Source organism: Buttiauxella gaviniae (assembly GCF_040786275.1).
GTDB classification, from domain to species: domain Bacteria; phylum Pseudomonadota; class Gammaproteobacteria; order Enterobacterales; family Enterobacteriaceae; genus Buttiauxella; species Buttiauxella gaviniae_A.
Window position 1 is genome coordinate 2724675 of the sequence record NZ_JBFMVT010000002.1, and the last position, 18288, is coordinate 2742962.

Annotated in this window: 14 protein-coding genes and 1 pseudogene; 4 read left to right on the forward strand and 11 right to left on the reverse strand. The window is 50.9% G+C overall.

Going from position 1 to position 18288, the window contains the following annotated elements; translation table 11 throughout:
• Positions 1-4: 4 nt before the first annotated feature.
• Both AB1E22_RS13270 and AB1E22_RS13275 read left to right on the forward strand, forming a co-directional pair.
• Positions 5-505, forward strand: coding sequence for a hypothetical protein (locus tag AB1E22_RS13270; protein WP_367595723.1), 501 nt, complete (start codon positions 5-7; stop codon positions 503-505).
• Between the two features lie 287 nt (positions 506-792).
• Complete coding sequence (locus AB1E22_RS13275) at positions 793-1380, forward strand: helix-turn-helix transcriptional regulator (RefSeq protein ID WP_367595724.1); 588 nt, start codon at positions 793-795, stop codon at positions 1378-1380.
• On the opposite strand, the gene AB1E22_RS13280 is transcribed toward AB1E22_RS13275, so the two are convergent.
• Positions 1371-2087, reverse strand: coding sequence for a hypothetical protein (locus AB1E22_RS13280; RefSeq protein ID WP_367595725.1), 717 nt, complete (start codon positions 2085-2087; stop codon positions 1371-1373). The genes AB1E22_RS13275 and AB1E22_RS13280 overlap by 10 nt on opposite strands.
• A 299-nt stretch (positions 2088-2386) precedes the next feature.
• Positions 2387-7567 carry an Ig-like domain-containing protein gene (locus AB1E22_RS13285; RefSeq protein ID WP_367595726.1) on the reverse strand — a complete coding sequence of 1727 codons (5181 nt, stop codon included), beginning with the start codon at positions 7565-7567 and terminating at the stop codon, positions 2387-2389.
• Positions 7568-8137: 570 nt separating this feature from the next.
• On the opposite strand from AB1E22_RS13285, the gene AB1E22_RS13290 reads away from it, so the two are divergent.
• On the forward strand, positions 8138-8593 hold the full coding sequence (locus AB1E22_RS13290) for an SgcJ/EcaC family oxidoreductase (protein ID WP_367595727.1): 456 nt from the start codon (positions 8138-8140) through the stop codon (positions 8591-8593).
• 137 nt (positions 8594-8730) lie between these two features.
• Here the strand turns inward: AB1E22_RS13290 and panD are convergent, their stop codons facing one another.
• From panD to thpR, 9 genes and pseudogenes are all read right to left on the reverse strand, one after another.
• Positions 8731-9111 (reverse strand): aspartate 1-decarboxylase, encoded by a 381-nt coding sequence (panD, locus tag AB1E22_RS13295; protein ID WP_367595728.1) that lies wholly within the window; start codon positions 9109-9111, stop codon positions 8731-8733.
• 97 nt (positions 9112-9208) lie between these two features.
• Entirely contained in the window at positions 9209-10063 is an 855-nt protein-coding gene (panC, locus tag AB1E22_RS13300; RefSeq protein ID WP_367595729.1) for a pantoate--beta-alanine ligase, read from the reverse strand.
• A 13-nt stretch (positions 10064-10076) separates the two neighbouring features.
• Positions 10077-10871, reverse strand: a complete 795-nt coding sequence (gene panB / locus AB1E22_RS13305; RefSeq protein ID WP_367595730.1) for a 3-methyl-2-oxobutanoate hydroxymethyltransferase — start codon at positions 10869-10871, stop codon at positions 10077-10079.
• Between the two features lie 64 nt (positions 10872-10935).
• The gene (gene folK, locus AB1E22_RS13310) at positions 10936-11415 is read right to left on the reverse strand and encodes a 2-amino-4-hydroxy-6-hydroxymethyldihydropteridine diphosphokinase (RefSeq protein WP_367595731.1); all 480 of its coding nucleotides are present in this window, start codon (positions 11413-11415) and stop codon (positions 10936-10938) included.
• Positions 11412-12809 (reverse strand): polynucleotide adenylyltransferase PcnB, encoded by a 1398-nt coding sequence (gene pcnB, locus AB1E22_RS13315; protein ID WP_367597374.1) that lies wholly within the window; start codon positions 12807-12809, stop codon positions 11412-11414. The genes folK and pcnB overlap by 4 nt, the downstream gene beginning before the upstream one ends.
• Before the next feature lie 56 nt (positions 12810-12865).
• Positions 12866-13761 (reverse strand): annotated as a pseudogene (gene gluQRS, locus AB1E22_RS13320) (tRNA glutamyl-Q(34) synthetase GluQRS).
• An 80-nt stretch (positions 13762-13841) separates the two neighbouring features.
• On the reverse strand, positions 13842-14297 hold the full coding sequence (gene dksA, locus AB1E22_RS13325; RefSeq protein WP_183272810.1) for an RNA polymerase-binding protein DksA: 456 nt from the start codon (positions 14295-14297) through the stop codon (positions 13842-13844).
• 188 nt (positions 14298-14485) lie between these two features.
• Entirely contained in the window at positions 14486-15190 is a 705-nt protein-coding gene (gene sfsA / locus AB1E22_RS13330; protein WP_367595733.1) for a DNA/RNA nuclease SfsA, read from the reverse strand.
• Positions 15191-15730 carry an RNA 2',3'-cyclic phosphodiesterase gene (thpR, locus tag AB1E22_RS13335; RefSeq protein WP_367595734.1) on the reverse strand — a complete coding sequence of 180 codons (540 nt, stop codon included), beginning with the start codon at positions 15728-15730 and terminating at the stop codon, positions 15191-15193.
• A gap of 75 nt (positions 15731-15805) precedes the next feature.
• On the opposite strand from thpR, the gene hrpB reads away from it, so the two are divergent.
• On the forward strand, positions 15806-18238 hold the full coding sequence (gene hrpB / locus AB1E22_RS13340; RefSeq protein WP_367595735.1) for an ATP-dependent helicase HrpB: 2433 nt from the start codon (positions 15806-15808) through the stop codon (positions 18236-18238).
• Positions 18239-18288 lie beyond the last annotated feature (50 nt).

The following is an 18288-nucleotide window of genomic DNA, read 5'->3' on the forward strand; positions in this document are numbered from 1 at the left end:
GAAAATGAAGATTTTTACATCTATTAATTACAGAGTTTTACTTACTATTTTAGTGGTAATCATTTGCATTATTACTGTTGGTGTTTACAAATATAATGTTAAAGAGCGAGAGGTGAATTTTATGGATAACTTCACCTGTAAATCGAAACTAAAAATTGAACGAGATGCGCTGAAATTTACAGGGATTATTGATATCAATGTAGTGCGTGGGAAGGGAAGTCTCAGAATTGATGGTGTTTCTGATAGCAGTGATGGGCAACATTATACTATACAACGTACAGTATTATTCTATGCAGGTAAGGAAAACAGCAACCCTACATGGAAAAGTAAAGAAGTGATCACCACGCATCTTGATAATATACCCGATGAGATCACATTCCATTTGCTACCAACATTCTATATAGAGCCTGCAACAGTGACTAATATTGACCTTGAAACACTTAATGACGGTACGCTACTCATTACTAAGTCACATATCCCTTACCTTTATTGCTCCGGTTTTTAATAAGTCATTGTTTCGCAAGTGTTAATATTATGGAGTATTGGTTCACAATGCGCCCTGAGATAAGTTCATATAAAACAAATGGTTAAAGTTAATCTTCTTCTTATGTGGCCTTGATGTTTAACATTTGCCAGGTTCAAGTATTAACTAAGAGCAAAATTGTTTTAAAGGGAGAATCTCCCCGCTAGTTTATGCCTCCAGAGAGTGAGTGACATACGGAAATGTATGAACAGCTCAATCAATTCTGAATATTTTAAATTCATTGTTGTTTATCAAGGATGGCTATAAACATGGACAAGGTTACTATTTACTCTGATAATGTGTTTTTTCTTTCTGGAATCAAAAATATATTACATAAGCTATCTGTAAATTTCCCTTCATATTTTTCAGATAATGTGATTATTACTGACTCAATGGAATATTTGAATCAACTTAATAGTGAAGTTCTCAAGTCAACGACTATTGTGTTATTTGTGAAAAATCTTCAGCATTTATCAATTATAAATCATTTTAGTTTTCAACAGCGCTTTGCCATGCTTACTTTGGAAGATTCTGTAGAAGCCACTGAAGCTGCGCTTAAAAATATCTTCTGTACAATCCAGAGAAGGGGCCATGCAACCTTTATTTCATCATTTACAGCTAATCAAGTTTGGCTGACTGAAAGAGAGCTGGATGTATTAATGCTGAGTTGTACTGCGGGCGGAGTTGATAACATTGCCAATATAATCAATGTGTCTCCTAAATCCGTACTAAATTATAGAGCTGCGGCGCTTAAAAAAATGGGTGTGAATTTTAGTGTCTCACTAGTGAGCTTTATACGATCTATTAATAAATGGCACAAAACCTCTGTTACCGCCTGCCTGAACAATCAACTATAGAAGATGACCGGTTGCTGTCGATAATTCAATGATGCAGGGCATTCTGCTTTAATAACCTTTTTTTCAAGGTAATGTTGATAGGTGGTTACCACCTCAATAAAATCGAAGAAAAAATGTATTTTATTGTCAATATTATAATTTGATTTTAATCTTAACTTGTTAAGTGCACCCTTACGGTAATTTTGCGCTGTTTTATAAGTGACATTATATTTAACAGATACATATTGATCGCACATTCCTCTAAATACGTCGGATATAATTGAGAACTCTTTAGGTGTAAGCCATTCATCCGGAGGTGAGTTTATATGTGCGAGGCAATGCCTCATCTTCGAGATGGAAAAACAGGCATCGACCAGGACGGCTTTGACATAGTCCATACTTGATTTGTTATTGATACAGTATACTTTAAATGGCGAATTCACATACCTTATTAGATTTTCATGCCCCGGACTGTCTATAAATACAATCATTCCACATATTGGGTGGTTATACTGATAGCCTGAGGATAATAAAGTCGTTCCATCACTAATGATCAATGTTGCCGCACATTTTTTCGCCTGAAAATAAACGCACTCTTTCAATAAGCTTTTAATCGCCAGTATAAATAATTCGTTATCGCTGATAATACGGATATCACACATAAAGCACCTGACTAAATGAATATATCCATTATCTCTTTGGTAACCTAAATTAACAACCAATTGCATTGGATTACATTTATTTTACGGACAAGGCACAATCTGTATTAACTAAACCTCCGCTCTCTCTAGACACTGATTTTTTATTTATAATTGCCGGGAAAAATCTTATTTAAATTCAGTATTGTGCTTGATGTGTTTTCCGCCGCGTTTACATTTTAACTATGTCATATAATTGATAAAACATTATTTAGACTTCTGGTTTAAATAAAAGGGACGACCTGGTTCAGAGATCGCCCCTTTAAATAATGCGTATTTCGAACACTGATTTTTAAAACTAATGCAAATCTATATGGCTATTTTTAAAATTAGCCATTGAGTACACAAATTGCATCAGGGCGTACCCCTTCTGAAGTAAGCATTTGTCTCTCAAACTGGTCGTTACTTAAAACTGTATTGCTGTTGGGGGAGTTAACATTCAAAAAGAAAAAATCATTGCTTGTACCATCGCTCTTAACCATCCTTACATATTTTGATGTTGTATATATATTTCTCAGCAATACTGTAAAACCAGTCGTATTTGAGTAGTTGTGTAAGGGCCCATGTGCTGAATCAAATCCAGTAGCAATCGGGGCTAATAGCCCATCCCACCCGTTGTTCACACATGTTTCTAACAACGTAGCTCCTACTGCAGCGGGCGCCGTCCCAACAAATCGCGCAACATAATGGCTAATATTTTTTTGGGCTACCCCCAACGCCTGCAATTGTGCCGATGGCGTTACGGAGACAGTAAAGTTGCCGCGCCCTCTGCTAGAAACAAGTTGGTATACACCAGCGGTAGTACTTGTCCATCCTGTTGAATTTGCTGAGGTCATCACCCAATTGTTCCACTGGCTGGCCAGCAGTGTCTGTCCATCGGAATCCACAAATCGAATTGTTGCGCCCATTGTGTGGATAGGTGGCACACTTGATACAGGAAGTAATGAACCTCCTGTCTCACCCGGCAAGTAATGTGTTGGCATCGGTACGTCAAATTCTGTATCCGTTGTTGCGAGAATTGCAAGGCCTGAGTCTGCTTCGACTTCTGATACTCCCGGCACCGTGGAGCGGATTTGCGTACTGACCGTTCCGTCTGCACCGGTTGTTTTTGCACCCGTCACCACTTCGTTTAACCCTGCCGGCAGGTTAAAGGTGACCGAAACACCCTGTACGGGTTCATCGTTCAGGTCAGTAACTGTTGCTCTGATCTCATTTCTGCCAAAGTCATTTGCCAGGCGTTCATTCGTGGTGACGTCAAGAATAATCGCCCCCCCGAATTCAATATTAAGGGTACGGCTGGTTCCGTTAATTTCGGCCGTTACGGTACTTATTCCCTCTGTTGTACTGGTCAGCAATACCGTCACTTCGCCACTCGCATCCGTTAGCCCCACTGTTCCTACAGTCGCGCCGTTGTCCGCTGTCAGCGTAATCTGCCCGTTTTCCAGTGCATTCCCGTTCGCATCCGTGACTTTCACCTTCACGCTGTTGGTGGCCGTGCCGTTCGGATAAGCACCATTATCCACCACTGTCAGGTTGCCTGCCGCAATCGTGGCCGTCGACGCATCTGCAGTGAAGTTAATATCCACCGTCTGGCTGCCACCACCAGTGGAAGCGCCCACTGTCACACCGCCTGCCTGGGTGCTGTCAACATCCACGGTTGCATTGCCGTTGCTGTCCGTCACCACCGTCTGGGTTTCTGTGCTGCCGTCCGGGAAGGTAATGGTGATGTCCACCGTCTGACCCGGTACCGGGTTACCGTTCGCATCCTGCACCGGGAAGACCACGTTGATGGTGTCGGTTCCGTTCGCCACCGCACCGTCACCGGTCACGGTGCCCGCTCCTGGTGTACCAGTTCCTGCCGTGAAGTTAACATCCACGGTCTGGCTGGCACCACCAGTGGAAGCGCCCACTGTCACACCGCCTGCCTGGGTGCTGTCAACATCTATGGTTGCATTGCCGTCGTCGTCCGTCACCACCGTCTGGGTTTCTGTGCTGCCGTCCGGGAAGGTAATGGTGATGTCCACCGTCTGACCCGGTACCGGGTTACCGTTAGCATCCTGCACCGGGAAGACCACGTTGATGATGTCGGTTCCGTTCGCCACCGCACCGTCACCGGTCACGGTGCCCGCTCCTGGTGTACCAGTTCCTGCCGTGAAGTTAACATCCACCGTCTGGCTGGCACCGTTGATGCTCGCAGTGACCGTGCTGATTCCTGCTTTGGTGCTGCTCAGCGTCACGACCACTTCACCGTTAATGTCGGTGTGCCCGGAATCAGCAATATTTGCACTGTTATTCGCAGTAAAGTTTACCCTTACATTGGTTAGTCGGTTACCGCTAGAATCGGTCACAATGGCACGTACGCTGTTGGTTGCCACACCGTTTGCCAGGGCTCCGTCAGTCACCACCGTCAGATTTCCTGCCGCAATGGTGGCCGTCGATGCATCTGCCGTAAAGTTAACATCCACCGTCTGGCTGGCACCATTGATGCCCGCGCTGACCGTGCTGCTGCCTGCTGTTTTACTGGTCAGCGTTACGGTTACTTCACCGTTTGCATCAGTCAGCGAAATGTTACCCACCACGGCACCGTTATCTGCCGATACTGCCACCTGCTGATTTTGCAGCGGGTTGCCGTGCGCATCCGTGACTTTCACCTTCACGCTGTTGGTGGCTGTGCCGTCTGCCAGCGCATTATCAGTCACTATCGTCAGATTTCCTGCCGCAATGGTGGCCGTCGACGCATCTGCCGTGAAGTTAACATCCACGGTCTGGCTGCCACCACCAGTGGAAGCGCCCACTGTCACACCGCCTGCCTGGGTGCTGTCAACATCTATGGTTGCATTGCCGTCGTCGTCCGTCACCACCGTCTGGGTTTCTGTGCTGCCGTCCGGGAAGGTAATGGTGATGTCCACCGTCTGACCCGGTACCGGGTTACCGTTCGCATCCTGCACCGGGAAGACCACGTTGATGATGTCGGTTCCGTTCGCCACCGCGCCGTCACCTGTCACGGTGCCCGCTCCTGGAGTACCAGTTCCCTTCCTGAAGTTAACATCCACCGTCTGGCTGGCACCATTGATGCCCGCGGTGACCGTGCTGCTGCCTGCTGTTTTACTGGTCAGCGTCACCGTTACTTCACCGTTCACATCGGTCAGCGAAACGTTACCCACCACGGCACCGTTATCTGCCGATACTGCCACCTGCTGATTTTGCAGCGGGTTGCCGTGCGCATCCGTGACTTTCACCTTCACGCTGTTGGTGGCTGTGCCGTCTGCCAGCGCATTATCAGTCACTATCGTCAGATTTCCTGCCGCAATGGTGGCCGTCGACGCATCTGCCGTGAAGTCAACCGTCACGGTCTGGCTGGCGCCACCAGTGGAAGCGCCCACTGTCACACCGCCTGCCTGGGTGCTGTCAACATCCACGGTTGCATTGCCGTTGCTGTCCGTCACCACCGTCTGGGTTTCTGTGCTACCGTCCGGGAAGGTAATGGTGATGTCCACCGTCTGACCCGGCACCGGGTTACCGTTCGCATCCTGCACCGGGAAGACCACGGTGATGGTGTCGGTTCCGTTCGCCACCGCGCCGTTACCGGTCACGGTACCCGCTCCTGGTGTACCTTGACTGACGCTGTCAGGGGTCACCAGGCTCACGAGCGCGGTTTTCAACATGGTGTCATTAAAGTGAGTAATGACACTCAGCTCAACGGGCTGTGTACCCGCGGTCAGCAACGCTTCATAGACACCCGGGGAGATTTCCTTATAAGCGGAAATGGAAGGAGAAGCCTGTGGGGCATCTTTTAGTTTTGCAGCCATTGCCCGGTAAGATTTCATCGCAAGATTATTTTGCTCGACCGCTACGCGGAGCTGTTCTGACTGTCCGGTGACTGGCTCACTGGCCGCATTGCGCAATGCGAGCCTCACAACCGCAGTGGAGCGACCATCTGCGGGCAGCACCGCTGGCGTAACAGTTTTTTCACTGAGTGTTGTACTTACAGGCGCTTCTGTCACCGTAATATGCGTGACGGCCCGGTTAGAGACATGGCCGCGGCTGTCGCGGGCCACGCCACTGAGCACATATGGCAGCGCGGCGGCTTTGGAGGGCAGCGTAATGGCGAGCGTATCCGCGCCAGTCACCTTCAGCGTTCCGCCATCTGCGACCAGTTGGGGTGCCTGCCAGTCGATATTTTGCAGACCGTGTCTTGATTGCACGCTGGCCTGCACCGTCAGCACAGAGGTGGCCGGGCCTGAGAGCTGGGCAGGCAGGGCCAACTTGAGTGATTCCTGCTTGCGGTAATCCAGAACAATATGGTTGTTACGCTCCACCAGATCGGTACGGGAGCCTACCAGTGTGCGGGACAGACCCACCGCATCCGGGTCGAAATGTTTTGCCAGCGAGTCTGACGGACGAACCGTCAGGGCCATGTTCACCTGACTGTCGCTTTTGCCGCCACTCACCATTCGGTGCTCTGCACCTACTGTCAGCAGCGGGAAGGGGGTGTAGTTAAGCCCTGTTGTCAGCGCTTTCGGGTTCTTCTGGCGATCGTTTTTACCGGTGAGCGCCACTTCGTTGCCAAAGTACTGCTCGTACATCAGCTTCCCGCCCAGTTGAGGGTATTGTGGCAGATAGGCTTCGGCCCGCAGGTCATAGCCATTTGCCGGGCGTTCATCGTAGTCTGCAAAGTCGCGGGACTGATGCCAGTCGGTTAGACCCAGGTAATAGTTACCGGAAAGTTTCAGGTAATCGCCCCAGGCTTCGGCACCCAGCCCGAGACGGCGGTTATTACCGGTCAGGTCGTTATCGAGGAAGACGTTGCCCCCGAACATCCAGTTGGTGTGGAAGGTACGTACGCCGGCACCGAGGTTGACAGTGTTACGCTCGTCCTTGTTACGTATACCAAACTGGGTAAACAGCATCGCCTGCTTATTGTCATACAGCGGGAGCAGCATATCGAATGAGGAGCCGCTGAGCTTCATGTCCTGGTCAACGGCGAGCCCGACGCGTGCCGTGCCGAACTGGCTGAGCCATTCACCGGCGGCACCGGAAATCGCTCCTGTGGCGAGCCCTGTGGCAAGGGATTTTGCGGCCTGGCTGTTATCTGCTTTTGCTAACCCGGCGGCTATGGCCAGGTGTGAGGCGAGCTGGTTGTCGCGCGGATCGGCGGCTTGCGCACGGGGTGCAGGCTGTGCGCGTGTCGACGCACTTGCCGGAACAAAAACGGTATCCCCTGCACCCAGCTTATCCAGCGTCCGTCCTGTATTGAGATGACGTAAACCGTCCGGCGTCAGCCCGTAGCGGGCCGCGACATCCCAGACAGTTTCACCTTGTTTAAGAACATAACTAGTAGCGCTTTCCCTTAGCAGGGACTCCGGCGCGGTGTTAACCCGGGCCACCGAGGCTGCGGATAATGCAACCGGAGTGAATGCCTGCAATCCTGCAAGGATCCAGGCCACCGGGCGTATATAACGGCTATCCGTGAACAAATGTGTTCTCTCTATTTTTCTTAATGAGGACATTTATATTCCTTCCCTGAGTGGTAATGCGGTAAAACACTGGCGGAAGTTTAATTTAAAAATTAAGGAAAGATCTTATTTATTGAATGCGGAGGACATATTTCAGAATGGCTAATTAGATATATTAGTAATGGATTTGTTTTTTTAAATAAAAGATGATTCACTTATTTTGGTCGGGATAAATCCTAATGCTATGAAAAATTAAAAAATATGGAATAATGGTTAATAATGGCAGGGAGAATTCCGACTAATGAGTTGATGTGAGTTAAATCACTTGTTTTGCTTGTTCGTGGATATACACTTATTGCCGTGAGCGCAGTCATATCGCAATGGGCTCCATCTTATTATAAATAAGCGCCATTTAACTTTTGACCACTGCTGTGTGCCGCAGTGGTTTTTTTAGCGTTACGTAAGGTAATCACCAGGGGAACTATCAGGTAAATCAAAGGTGATACATCGGAAAATACAATAGATTAATACCCTGTGTAATTTGTAGTAAATAAAATTGCGTTGGAATTATTTCACGGTATTTAATTCACTTAGTAAACAAAACATAATTAAAGGAATATTAAAATGCGTTTAGCCCATAAGGCCATGGCTGTTACTTTATTTTGTTTAAGCAGTGCTGCAATAGCTTCGCCAGCGATCTGTCACAAAGCGGAAAAGCAAGACATTGAAAATCTTTTTGAGCGCTGGAATAAATCATTGCAGACCGGAGATGCTCATAAAGTTGCCGCTAATTATCTTTCCGATAGTGTCTTGTTACCTACCGTTTCCAACAAGGTAAGATTAACAGAAGCAGAGCGCGTTGATTATTTTGAGCACTTCCTGGAGAAAAAACCACAGGGTAAAATTGATAGCCGTACTATCCATATTGATTGCAATACTGCTATGGATAACGGTACCTATACATTTACCTTCGCAGACAAAACACAAGTTTCTGCGCGCTACTCCTTTACCTATCGCTGGGATGGAAATGAGTGGCTGATTTCCAGCCACCACTCTTCGGCGATGCCTGAAAAAGTATAAGGCTCAGAAGTCTATTGACGTTCCCTGATTGAATAGAGCTATGTTCGCTTGGGTGACGCTTTTGGTTATAACCTTTCCAAAAAAAAGCACCGAAGATTTTATCTCTCGGTGCTTTTTATTCCGCCAAAAGGCGGGCTTTAAGCCACCTGAACCGGTACGGCTTTTGCCAGGCGCTTCATTTCGTTGTCACCATCGAAATAAGCGACTTTAGGCTGCCAGCTACGTGCTTGCTCATCGGGCATCGTAACGTAAGTTGCGATAATCAGGATGTCGCCGACGTCGGCACAATGCGCTGCGGCACCGTTAACCGAAATGATTTTAGAACTGCGCTCGCCAGCGATAGCGTAGGTTGAAAAACGCTTACCGTTGGTGACGTTGTAAATATCAATGGCTTCATATTCCAGAATGCCTGCCGCCTCAAGGAAGTCCTGATCGATGGCGCAGGAGCCTTCATAATGCAAATCCGCCTGGGTCACTTTGACACGGTGAAGTTTGCCTTGCAGCATGGTGCGTATCATAAAATTAAACCTTTCTTACGGGGTCCAAATAGAATCGATTTCATCAATTCTATGAATAATTGTGGACAGGCAGTATTGCCCGATTTCTCAGCGCTGTCTACTGCGCCAGCTCAACCTGAATATTATCAATTAAGCGCGCCTGCCCAAGCCAGGCGGCCATCAATACCACGGCGCGTTTGCTCTCGACATTCAGCTCCAGCAGGGTATCCGCATCACGGATTTGCAGGTCGTCTGAGCGGAAGCCTTTTTCATTCAGCTCGGTTGCGGCAATCGCCAGCATCTCTTCCGTGTCTCGTTCACCGGCTCGCAGTTTATCCGCCAGAGTTTGCATGACTTTGTGCAAGCCCGGCGCGATTTTGCGCTGATCTGCCGTCAGATAACCATTGCGTGAACTTAGCGCTAAACCGTCTTTGGCACGCACGGTTGGTACGCCAATGATTTCAATGTCGTAGCCCATATCTGCCACCATCTTGCGAATCACGGCGACTTGCTGGAAATCTTTTTCACCGAAACAGGCGATGTCAGGCTGCACCAGGTTGAACAATTTGCTGACAATGGTGGAAACGCCACGGAAATGCCCGGGACGGCTGGCACCTTCAAGCATGGTAGAAAGCCCCGGAACTTCCACAAACGTCTGTGAATCCAGGCCTTTCGGATAAATGTCTGCTGGGGCAGGGGCAAAAACCAAATCCACTTTGCGGCGATTGAGTTTTTCGCAATCTTCCTGCAAGGTGCGCGGATAACGGGTTAAATCATCCGGGCGGTCAAACTGCATCGGGTTAACAAAAATAGTGGTGACCACTACATCCGCGAGGCTTTTTGCATCATCGACCAGCTTCATATGCCCGTCGTGCAAATTCCCCATGGTAGGCACCAGCGCGATGCGTTTACCTTCCTGGCGCCAACGGCGGATCTGCTGACGTAACAGCGGTATCGTTTCGATAATCAACACAACCCTTCTCCTGTCAGTGGAAACTGTGTTCTTCACCTGGATAGGTGCTGGATTCAACTTCGGCAACATATTGGCGAACCGCAGCACGCATATCACCGGTGCCGGTGAGGAAGTTCTTGGCAAATTTTGGAATATGGCCGCCGGTAATGCCGAAAGCATCGTGCATCACCAGAATCTGCCCGTCCGTCACGTTGCCCGCGCCGATACCGATAACCGGAATCGTCAGCGCCTCGGTAATACGTTTTGCCAGCGCAACGGGAACGCATTCCAGCACTAATAGCTGGGCGCCTGCTGCTTCGAGTGCTAAGGCATCGTCAAACAGCGTTTGGGCAGCAAGTTCGTCACGGCCCTGGACTTTATAGCCACCGAAAATATTTACCGACTGCGGCGTCAGGCCCAGATGCCCGCAGACCGGCACCGCGCGTTCAGTCAGCATTTTGACGGTATCGACCAGCCAGCGGCCACCTTCGATTTTGACCATGTTCGCACCGGCACGCATAACCTCGGCGGCGTTGGCAAACGCCTGCTCGGGTGTGGCGTACGCCATAAACGGCAGGTCGGCCAGCAACAGGCAGTTTGGCGCACCACGACGTACCGCACGCGTGTGGTAAGCGATATCTTCTACGGTGACGGGCAGAGTTGAGTCGTGCCCCTGAACGGTCATCCCTAATGAATCGCCAACCAGCATCACACCAATGCCTTCATCGGCAAACAGTTTTGCAAAGCTGAAATCATAAGCAGTGATGGTTGCGAATTTGCGTTGAGCCTGTTTCCATTGGCGCAACTGAGACATGGTGATTGGTTTCATGGTAAGCCCTGGATTTAAAGGGTAAGAAAACGATTGCTACTTTAACAAAGGAATGGATTGGTCGTTACCAAAACGTAATCCCTTCCTGGGAGAGATTCTTTAAAACGTCAGCCACCAGCAGGCCATCAGGAAACGCACAGTTCGGGGCAATTTCCACAAGAGGAACCAGCATAAATGCACGATTTTTCATATCGTAATGCGGCACGGTAAGCGTGGGAGTAGCGAGCGTCTGATTCCCGAAAAGCATAATATCGAGATCCAGCGTGCGCGGCCCCCAACGTTCTGCTTTACGCACTCGCCCGTGCTCAAGTTCAATACGTTGAGTATGGGCCAACAATGCTTCTGGAGACAATTCAGTTTCCAGCGCGACAGCGGCATTCAGGTAATCGGGTTGGTCTTGCGGGCCGAGCGGTGGCGTGCGGTAATACGAAGAAGTGGCAACCACCCGGCTGTGCGGAATGGTTGCAATGGCGTCGAGCGCATGAGTCACTTGCTCAAGCGGCGACGCCTGGTTGCTGCCAAGGGCGATGTACGCCAGTGTCATGCACTTCCCCCGCTACGCGGTGCACGTTTACGTGGGCGGCGATGACGACGGCGTACCGCAGGCTCATCACCTAAATCATCCAGCATCCCTTTCTGTGCCGGTGGCGCGGCCACCTGGAACTCGCCCCACCATTTGGTCAGACGCAGCAATTCCTGGTTGTTTTCCACTTCAGCACGCAGGGCCAGCAGATCGTAAGCCGCACGGAATTTAGGATGCTCCATCAGCTTCCACGCGCGTTTGCCCTGGCGGCGAGACAGACGAAGCTGTAAGCCCCAGATGTCACGAACCAGCGTCGTAATACGTTTTGGAATCGCCAGCGCACGGCAGGCTTCATCCAGCACTTCGTTCATCGCCAGCGCGAAGGCGTCCATGTAGGCAAGGCCGCTTTCCTGGGTCAGTTTCTGTGCCATCTCCAGTTGCGGGTACCAGAACATGGCGGAGAACAAGAAGGCGGGATTAACTCGCATATCGTTTTGAATGCGGTTATCGGTATTCTTCAGCACCTGAGCGATGATGCGCTCCATTGGGCTGTCACCCTGCTCGGTAAAGTAGCGGGTGATGGTCGGGAATAACGGCTGGAACAGCTGGTATTCACGCAGTAATTCATACGTGGTGTAACCGTTGCCCGCTTGCAGAAGCTTCAGGGACTCTTCAAACAAACGTGCAGGGGGCACGTCGTTAATCAAGGTGGCTAAACGCGGAATCGGTTCGCCGGTTTCCGGGCTAATCGTCATATCCAGCTTGGCGGCGAAGCGCACCGCGCGCAGCATGCGCACCGGGTCTTCACGGTAGCGCGTTTCAGGATCGCCAATTAAGCGGATAACGCCATTGCGTAAGTCACGCAGGCCGCCGACATAATCGCGAACCGAGAAATCAGCCACGCTGTAATAGAGGCTATTGATGGTGAAGTCGCGGCGCTGAGCATCTTCTTCGATGGAACCAAAGATGTTGTCGCGCAGCAGCATGCCGTTCTGGCCTGTTTGAGAGGTCTGTTTATCAGACTTCTGCTCTTCGTGGTGACCACGGAAAGTGGCGACTTCAATGATTTCCGGCCCAAACATGACGTGAGCCAGACGGAAGCGGCGGCCTACCAGGCGGCAGTTGCGGAACAGTTTACGCACCTGATCCGGCGTGGCGCTGGTGGTGACATCAAAGTCTTTCGGCTGTTTGCCAAGCAACAGGTCACGGACACCGCCACCCACGAGGTAAGCCTCGTAGCCTGCTTTATTCAGACGATAGAGCACCTTGAGGGCATTTTCACTGATATCTTTGCGGGACAGAGCGTGCTGATCACGCGGAATTACCGTGATTTGCGGGAGATCTTCATTCTCCTCGGCCACGACGTCATCGCGGTTAAGCACCTTGCGGCAAAAATTAGCGACTCGGGTAAAAATAGTACACCTCGGCAGTGTCAATCATAGGGACAAAAAAAACAGCGGCTAATCATAGCTCAGTGTGTGGCATTTGAGAATCTCGTATTCACGACGACTCTGGAACAACAGCCTCCAATGACCAGGTTTGCACCGCCTGGCTGAGTAGCTCACTGAGCGTCAAATCTTGCCAGTGGGCTATTTCTGGCTGATTCAAAAATGCCAGCGCGGCATGAATCACTGGGCGTGGATCGCCTTGCGGTAGGGCTGGCGCATGATTCTGCTTAGATAACTTGGCACCCTTTTCATTTAGCACCAACGGCAAATGCACATAATCCGGCACCGTCCAGCCAAACTGTTGATACAACGAAATTTGCCGAACGGTTGGCTCAATTAAATCTGCCCCACGCACAATTTCGCTCACGCCCTGGAAGTTATCGTCCACGACTACAGCAAGATTATAGGCAAATAACCCATCACGGCGGTGAATGATAAAATCTTCACGGGCCAGTTGTTCGTCGGCGATTAAGGTTCCGTGCAGCTTATCTTCAAAACGTAATACCGGATGGTGTTGCACAAACCGCAATGCGGCATTTTCAGGGCCGTGGTTTAAGGTGCGGCAATGCCCATCATAGAAACCGCCAATTTGTTGGATGCGGCTGCGGGTACAGGTGCAGTAATAACTCAGGCCTTGCTGCTGCAAAAATGCGAGGGCTTCACGGTAGGCTTCATGCCGCTGGGACTGCCATAAAACATCGCCATCCCAATGTAATCCATAATGATCTAACTGCTGCAATATCGTGGTCGCCGCGCCCGGCACTTCACGTGGGGGGTCGATATCTTCAATACGAACCAGCCAGCGCCCTTGTTGCGAGCGAGCCTGCAGGTAGCTGCCGAGGGCGGCAATAAGCGAACCAAAATGGAGTTCACCCGAAGGCGAGGGGGCAAAGCGCCCAATGTAGTGAGGAGCAGTCATTGTTCCGGGAGTTTCTGGAAGTCAGAAATGAATAAGGCGGGAGAGACTCCCGCCTTTAAAAGTGATGACATCGCGAGCCGTTAGCCGGCCATCTGTTTTTCGCGAATTTCTGCCAACGTTTTACAGTCAATGCACAAATCAGCTGTCGGGCGAGCTTCGAGACGGCGAATGCCGATTTCAACGCCACAAGATTCGCAGAAACCGAAATCTTCGTCTTCTACCTTCTTGAGGGTTTTCTCGATCTTCTTGATCAGTTTACGTTCCCTGTCACGGTTACGCAGTTCGAGGCTGAACTCTTCTTCCTGGGCTGCACGGTCTACCGGGTCCGGGAAGTTTGCTGCTTCATCCTGCATATGCGTTACCGTGCGATCAACTTCATCCATAAGTTGGCTACGCCAGGCTTCAAGAATACGCTTGAAGTGCGACAGCTGGGCTTCGTTCATATACTCTTCGCCCGTTTTCTCCTGATATGGCTCCACCCCAGCGATGGCGAGGATACTCAGGGACGATGTTTTACGCTTTTGCCCTTCTTGCATGTTGTTTCTCCTTAACACGCACTATCGGTCCCCTGGTCGGGGGAAAATCAGGCCGCTATAAATAGCAGATGCTTTTCAGGATGGCAATTATATAAATTCCTCTCTTGACAAGCCTGTGAAGAAAAGCGTATTTACGCGAGCCGCCAGCACACAAAACACTCAAACGTTAACTGCTCTTTATTAAGAAATTATAAACAGACAGGCAACGGCGAAGTTAGAGTGAGCCCTGCGGCAGAAAGTTCGGCCTTATAAGCAATAATTTCTACTCCGCACTGTTGCGCCTCACATAGCAATTGCGCGTACTTCGCGTCGATGTGGCGTGCGGGGGAAACCTGAGTGATTGCAGAATGCAAGACTGCAAACAGCAGCACAGCACGTTCGCCCTGCAAAACCACGTTCATCAACTCCCTCAGATGCTTCTGCCCTCGAAGGCTTACGGCATCCGGGAAATACCCACATCCTTGTTGTGATAACGTGACTGATTTCACTTCAATATAGCAGTTAACCTTGCAATCTGCCTGTAACATAAAGTCGATGCGGCTGCGTTCTGCGCCGTATTTTACTTCGCTTAAAATAGTGTTATAGCCGCTTAATTCTGGAAAGAGATTTTCCCTAAGACCTTCCTTAACCACGTTATTTGCCTGAAGAGTATTCACACAAATAAAATCGCCATTTTGTGTTTCAGTTAATTCCCAGGTATGAGCATATTTGCGCTTTTGATTTGCTGATGTGGAATACCAGACGGTATCGCCCGGCGTGGCACAGCCGGTCATCGCGCCGGTGTTAGGGCAGTGGAGCGTCAACTCCTCTCCGGAAGGCGTAACCACATCGGCCAGAAAGCGTTTGTAGCGTTTGATAAGCGTGGCCTGCTGTAGCTGCGGGTGAAATTCCATTTACTCTTCCTTATTACTTAATGACCAGCGTTGCAGTTCCAGGTAACGCGTGCGCCCTTGTTTATATACGGATTCATACAAAGCAAACTCTTCAACTTTGAATTGCCAGCGAAAATTGGGCGGCGGAATGGCAACCGCGCGCGAAGTGTTGCGGTACAGCGTGATATGTGGATGAAACGGCTGCGGACTCTGGTAACAACCGCTGCGGGCCGCCTGGGCGCGTAGCATATTCGCTAGCTGAATCAGGCCCAGGGGCGCATGGCGTGGGCCAATCCACACGACGTTTGAGCGCAACCACTGCCCGGCATCATCAATCGTCAGCGTAAAACCGTTCTGGCGGATCCTTCCGGCTAACTGGCTGAGGGCTTTTTGTTTTTCCGCGCTGATGTCGCCCAAAAAGGCCAGCGTCAGATGCAGGTTCGCGGCCGCAACCGGGCGCCCGGTGTCCTCCGGAAACTGTGTGGCGCGCCACTGAATAATCTGTTTTTGTACCTGCGCGGGCAATTCGAGGGCAAAAAACAGGCGGCGAGTTTCAGCCATGGTCGGGTCTCTCGGTTATAGATTCACGTGATGCTACACTAGCGAACTTTGCATAATACCTTTTTGGAGCCGTTCGTGCCGTCATTACCGGTCGCCGCAGTGCTACCCGATATTCTCAACGCCTTGCAAAATGCCCCGCAGGTTTTACTGAGCGCGCCAACCGGTGCGGGTAAATCGACCTGGCTGCCGCTACAGATTTTACAGCAGGCAAACTTAGGCGGCCGTATTCTGCTGCTGGAGCCGCGTCGCCTGGCGGCACGCAACGTTGCGCAGCGCCTCGCAGAATTACTCGGTGAAAAGCCGGGTGAAACGGTCGGTTACCGGATGCGGGCGGAAACCTGTGTCGGGCCAAAAACGCAGTTGGAAGTGGTGACCGAAGGGATTCTGACGCGCATGATTCAGCACGACCCTGAGCTTTCAGGCGTGGCGCTGGTGATCCTTGATGAATTCCATGAACGTAGCCTGCAGGCCGATTTGGCGCTGGCTTTGCTGCTCGATGTGCAGCAGGGTCTACGGGAAGATCTGAAATTACTGATTATGTCGGCAACCCTTGATAATTCACGGCTTCAGCAGTGTTTGCCTGACGCACCGGTGATCAGCTCGCAAGGGCGAGCGTTCCCCGTCGAGCGCCGTTACAGTCCGCTTTCCACCCATCAACGTTTTGATGAAGCCGTGGCGATTGCGGTGGCGAACTTGCTGCGCGAAGAGTCCGGCTCGCTGCTGCTGTTTTTGCCAGGCGTAGGGGAAATTCAGCGCGTTCAGCAGCAACTGCAAGAACGTGTTGCCAACGATGTGCAGCTTTGCCCGCTATACGGTGCGCTGCCTTTAAGCGAACAGCGTAAGGCGATTCTTCCGGCGGAGAAGGGGATGCGCAAAGTCGTGCTGGCGACCAATATCGCCGAAACCAGTTTGACTATCGAGGGCATCCGCCTGGTCGTTGATTGTGCTCAGGAACGTGTCGCCCGCTTTGATGTTCGTACCGGATTAACGCGGCTTATTACGCAAAGAATTAGCCAGGCGTCGATGATTCAACGGGCGGGGCGTGCCGGGCGTCTGGAGCCCGGTATCTGTTTGCATTTAACCAGCGCCGAACAGGCAGAACGCGCGAGTGCGCAAAGCGAGCCAGAAATATTGCAAAGCGATCTCGCGGGTTTGCTGCTCGATTTACGGCAATGGGGCTGCCAGGATCCGCATCAGCTTACCTGGCTTGATGCGCCGCCCGCCGTAAATCTCGCCGCTGCAAGCGCTTTGTTACGCCAGCTCAATGCGTTAGATGAGCAAAACCGGCTAACGGCTGTTGGTCAGAAAATGGCGAATCTGGGGAACGAACCGCGTTTTGCCGCGCTGTTAGTGAATGCTAAAACTGCTGACGAACAGGCAACGGCGGCGCGGCTTGTCGCCATTCTTGAAGAGCCGCCGCGCGGCCAGGATAGCGATTTACGAAACGCGTTTAGCCGTCGTCAGGATAACTGGCAGCAGCGTAGTGCCCAATTGTTGAAACGGCTCAATAGCCGCGGTGGCGAAGTGGATTTTTCGCTTGTCGCACCGCTGCTGGCGCATGCTTTCCCCGATCGTATTGCCCGGCGCAGAGGGCAGGATGGCCGGTATCAACTCGCCAACGGGATGGGGGCGATGCTCAACCAGGACGACCCGCTAACCCGTTACGAATGGTTATTAGCGCCTTTATTATTGCAGGGCAGTAACACGCCGGATGCGCGTATTTTGCAGGCGATTCCTCTGGAAATTGACGTCCTGACGGCGCAGTGCCCTGCATTGTTGACCCAGAGCGATTCCGTGGAATGGGATGAAACCCAGGGCACGCTAAAAGCATTTCGCCGCGTGCAGATTGGCAAACTGGTGTTAAAAGTCCAGCCGCTGGCAAAACCTTCAGAAGACGAGCTGCATCAGGCGATGCTCAACGGCATTCGCGAGAAAGGTCTGACTGTGTTGAACTGGTCTGCGCAGGCGCAGCAGTTGCGTCTTCGCCTGGCCTGCGCGGCAAAATGGCTGCCGGAGCTTGCCTGGCCTGATGTTTCAGACGACGCTTTGTTGCGCGACTTAGACAACTGGTTATTACCCGAGCTGCATGGTGTACACTCCCTGCGCGCCCTTAAAAACATAGATGTCACACGCGCGTTACAGAACCTGCTCGACTGGAACGCACGTGTTCGTCTGGATAGTGCGCTGCCAACTCATTACACTGTGCCGACCGGGAGCCAGATAGCCATTCGCTATGATGATGAAAACCCGCCAGTTCTTGCTGTTCGTATGCAGGAAATGTTTGGTGAGGCACAAACGCCCGTCATCGCCGAAGGCCGAATGCCATTGGTTCTGGAGCTGCTCTCCCCGGCACATCGCCCTTTACAGATAACACGTGATTTAACCGCTTTCTGGAATGGTGCGTATCGGGAAGTGCAAAAAGAGATGAAAGGACGTTATCCCAAACACGTCTGGCCGGATTCGCCAGCAGATGCGCTGCCCACGCGGCGAACTAAAAAGTACCAATAACTTTGAGAGATTTCTTGTTCTGCTCACTAAGCAGGACAAAGGAGAATCAG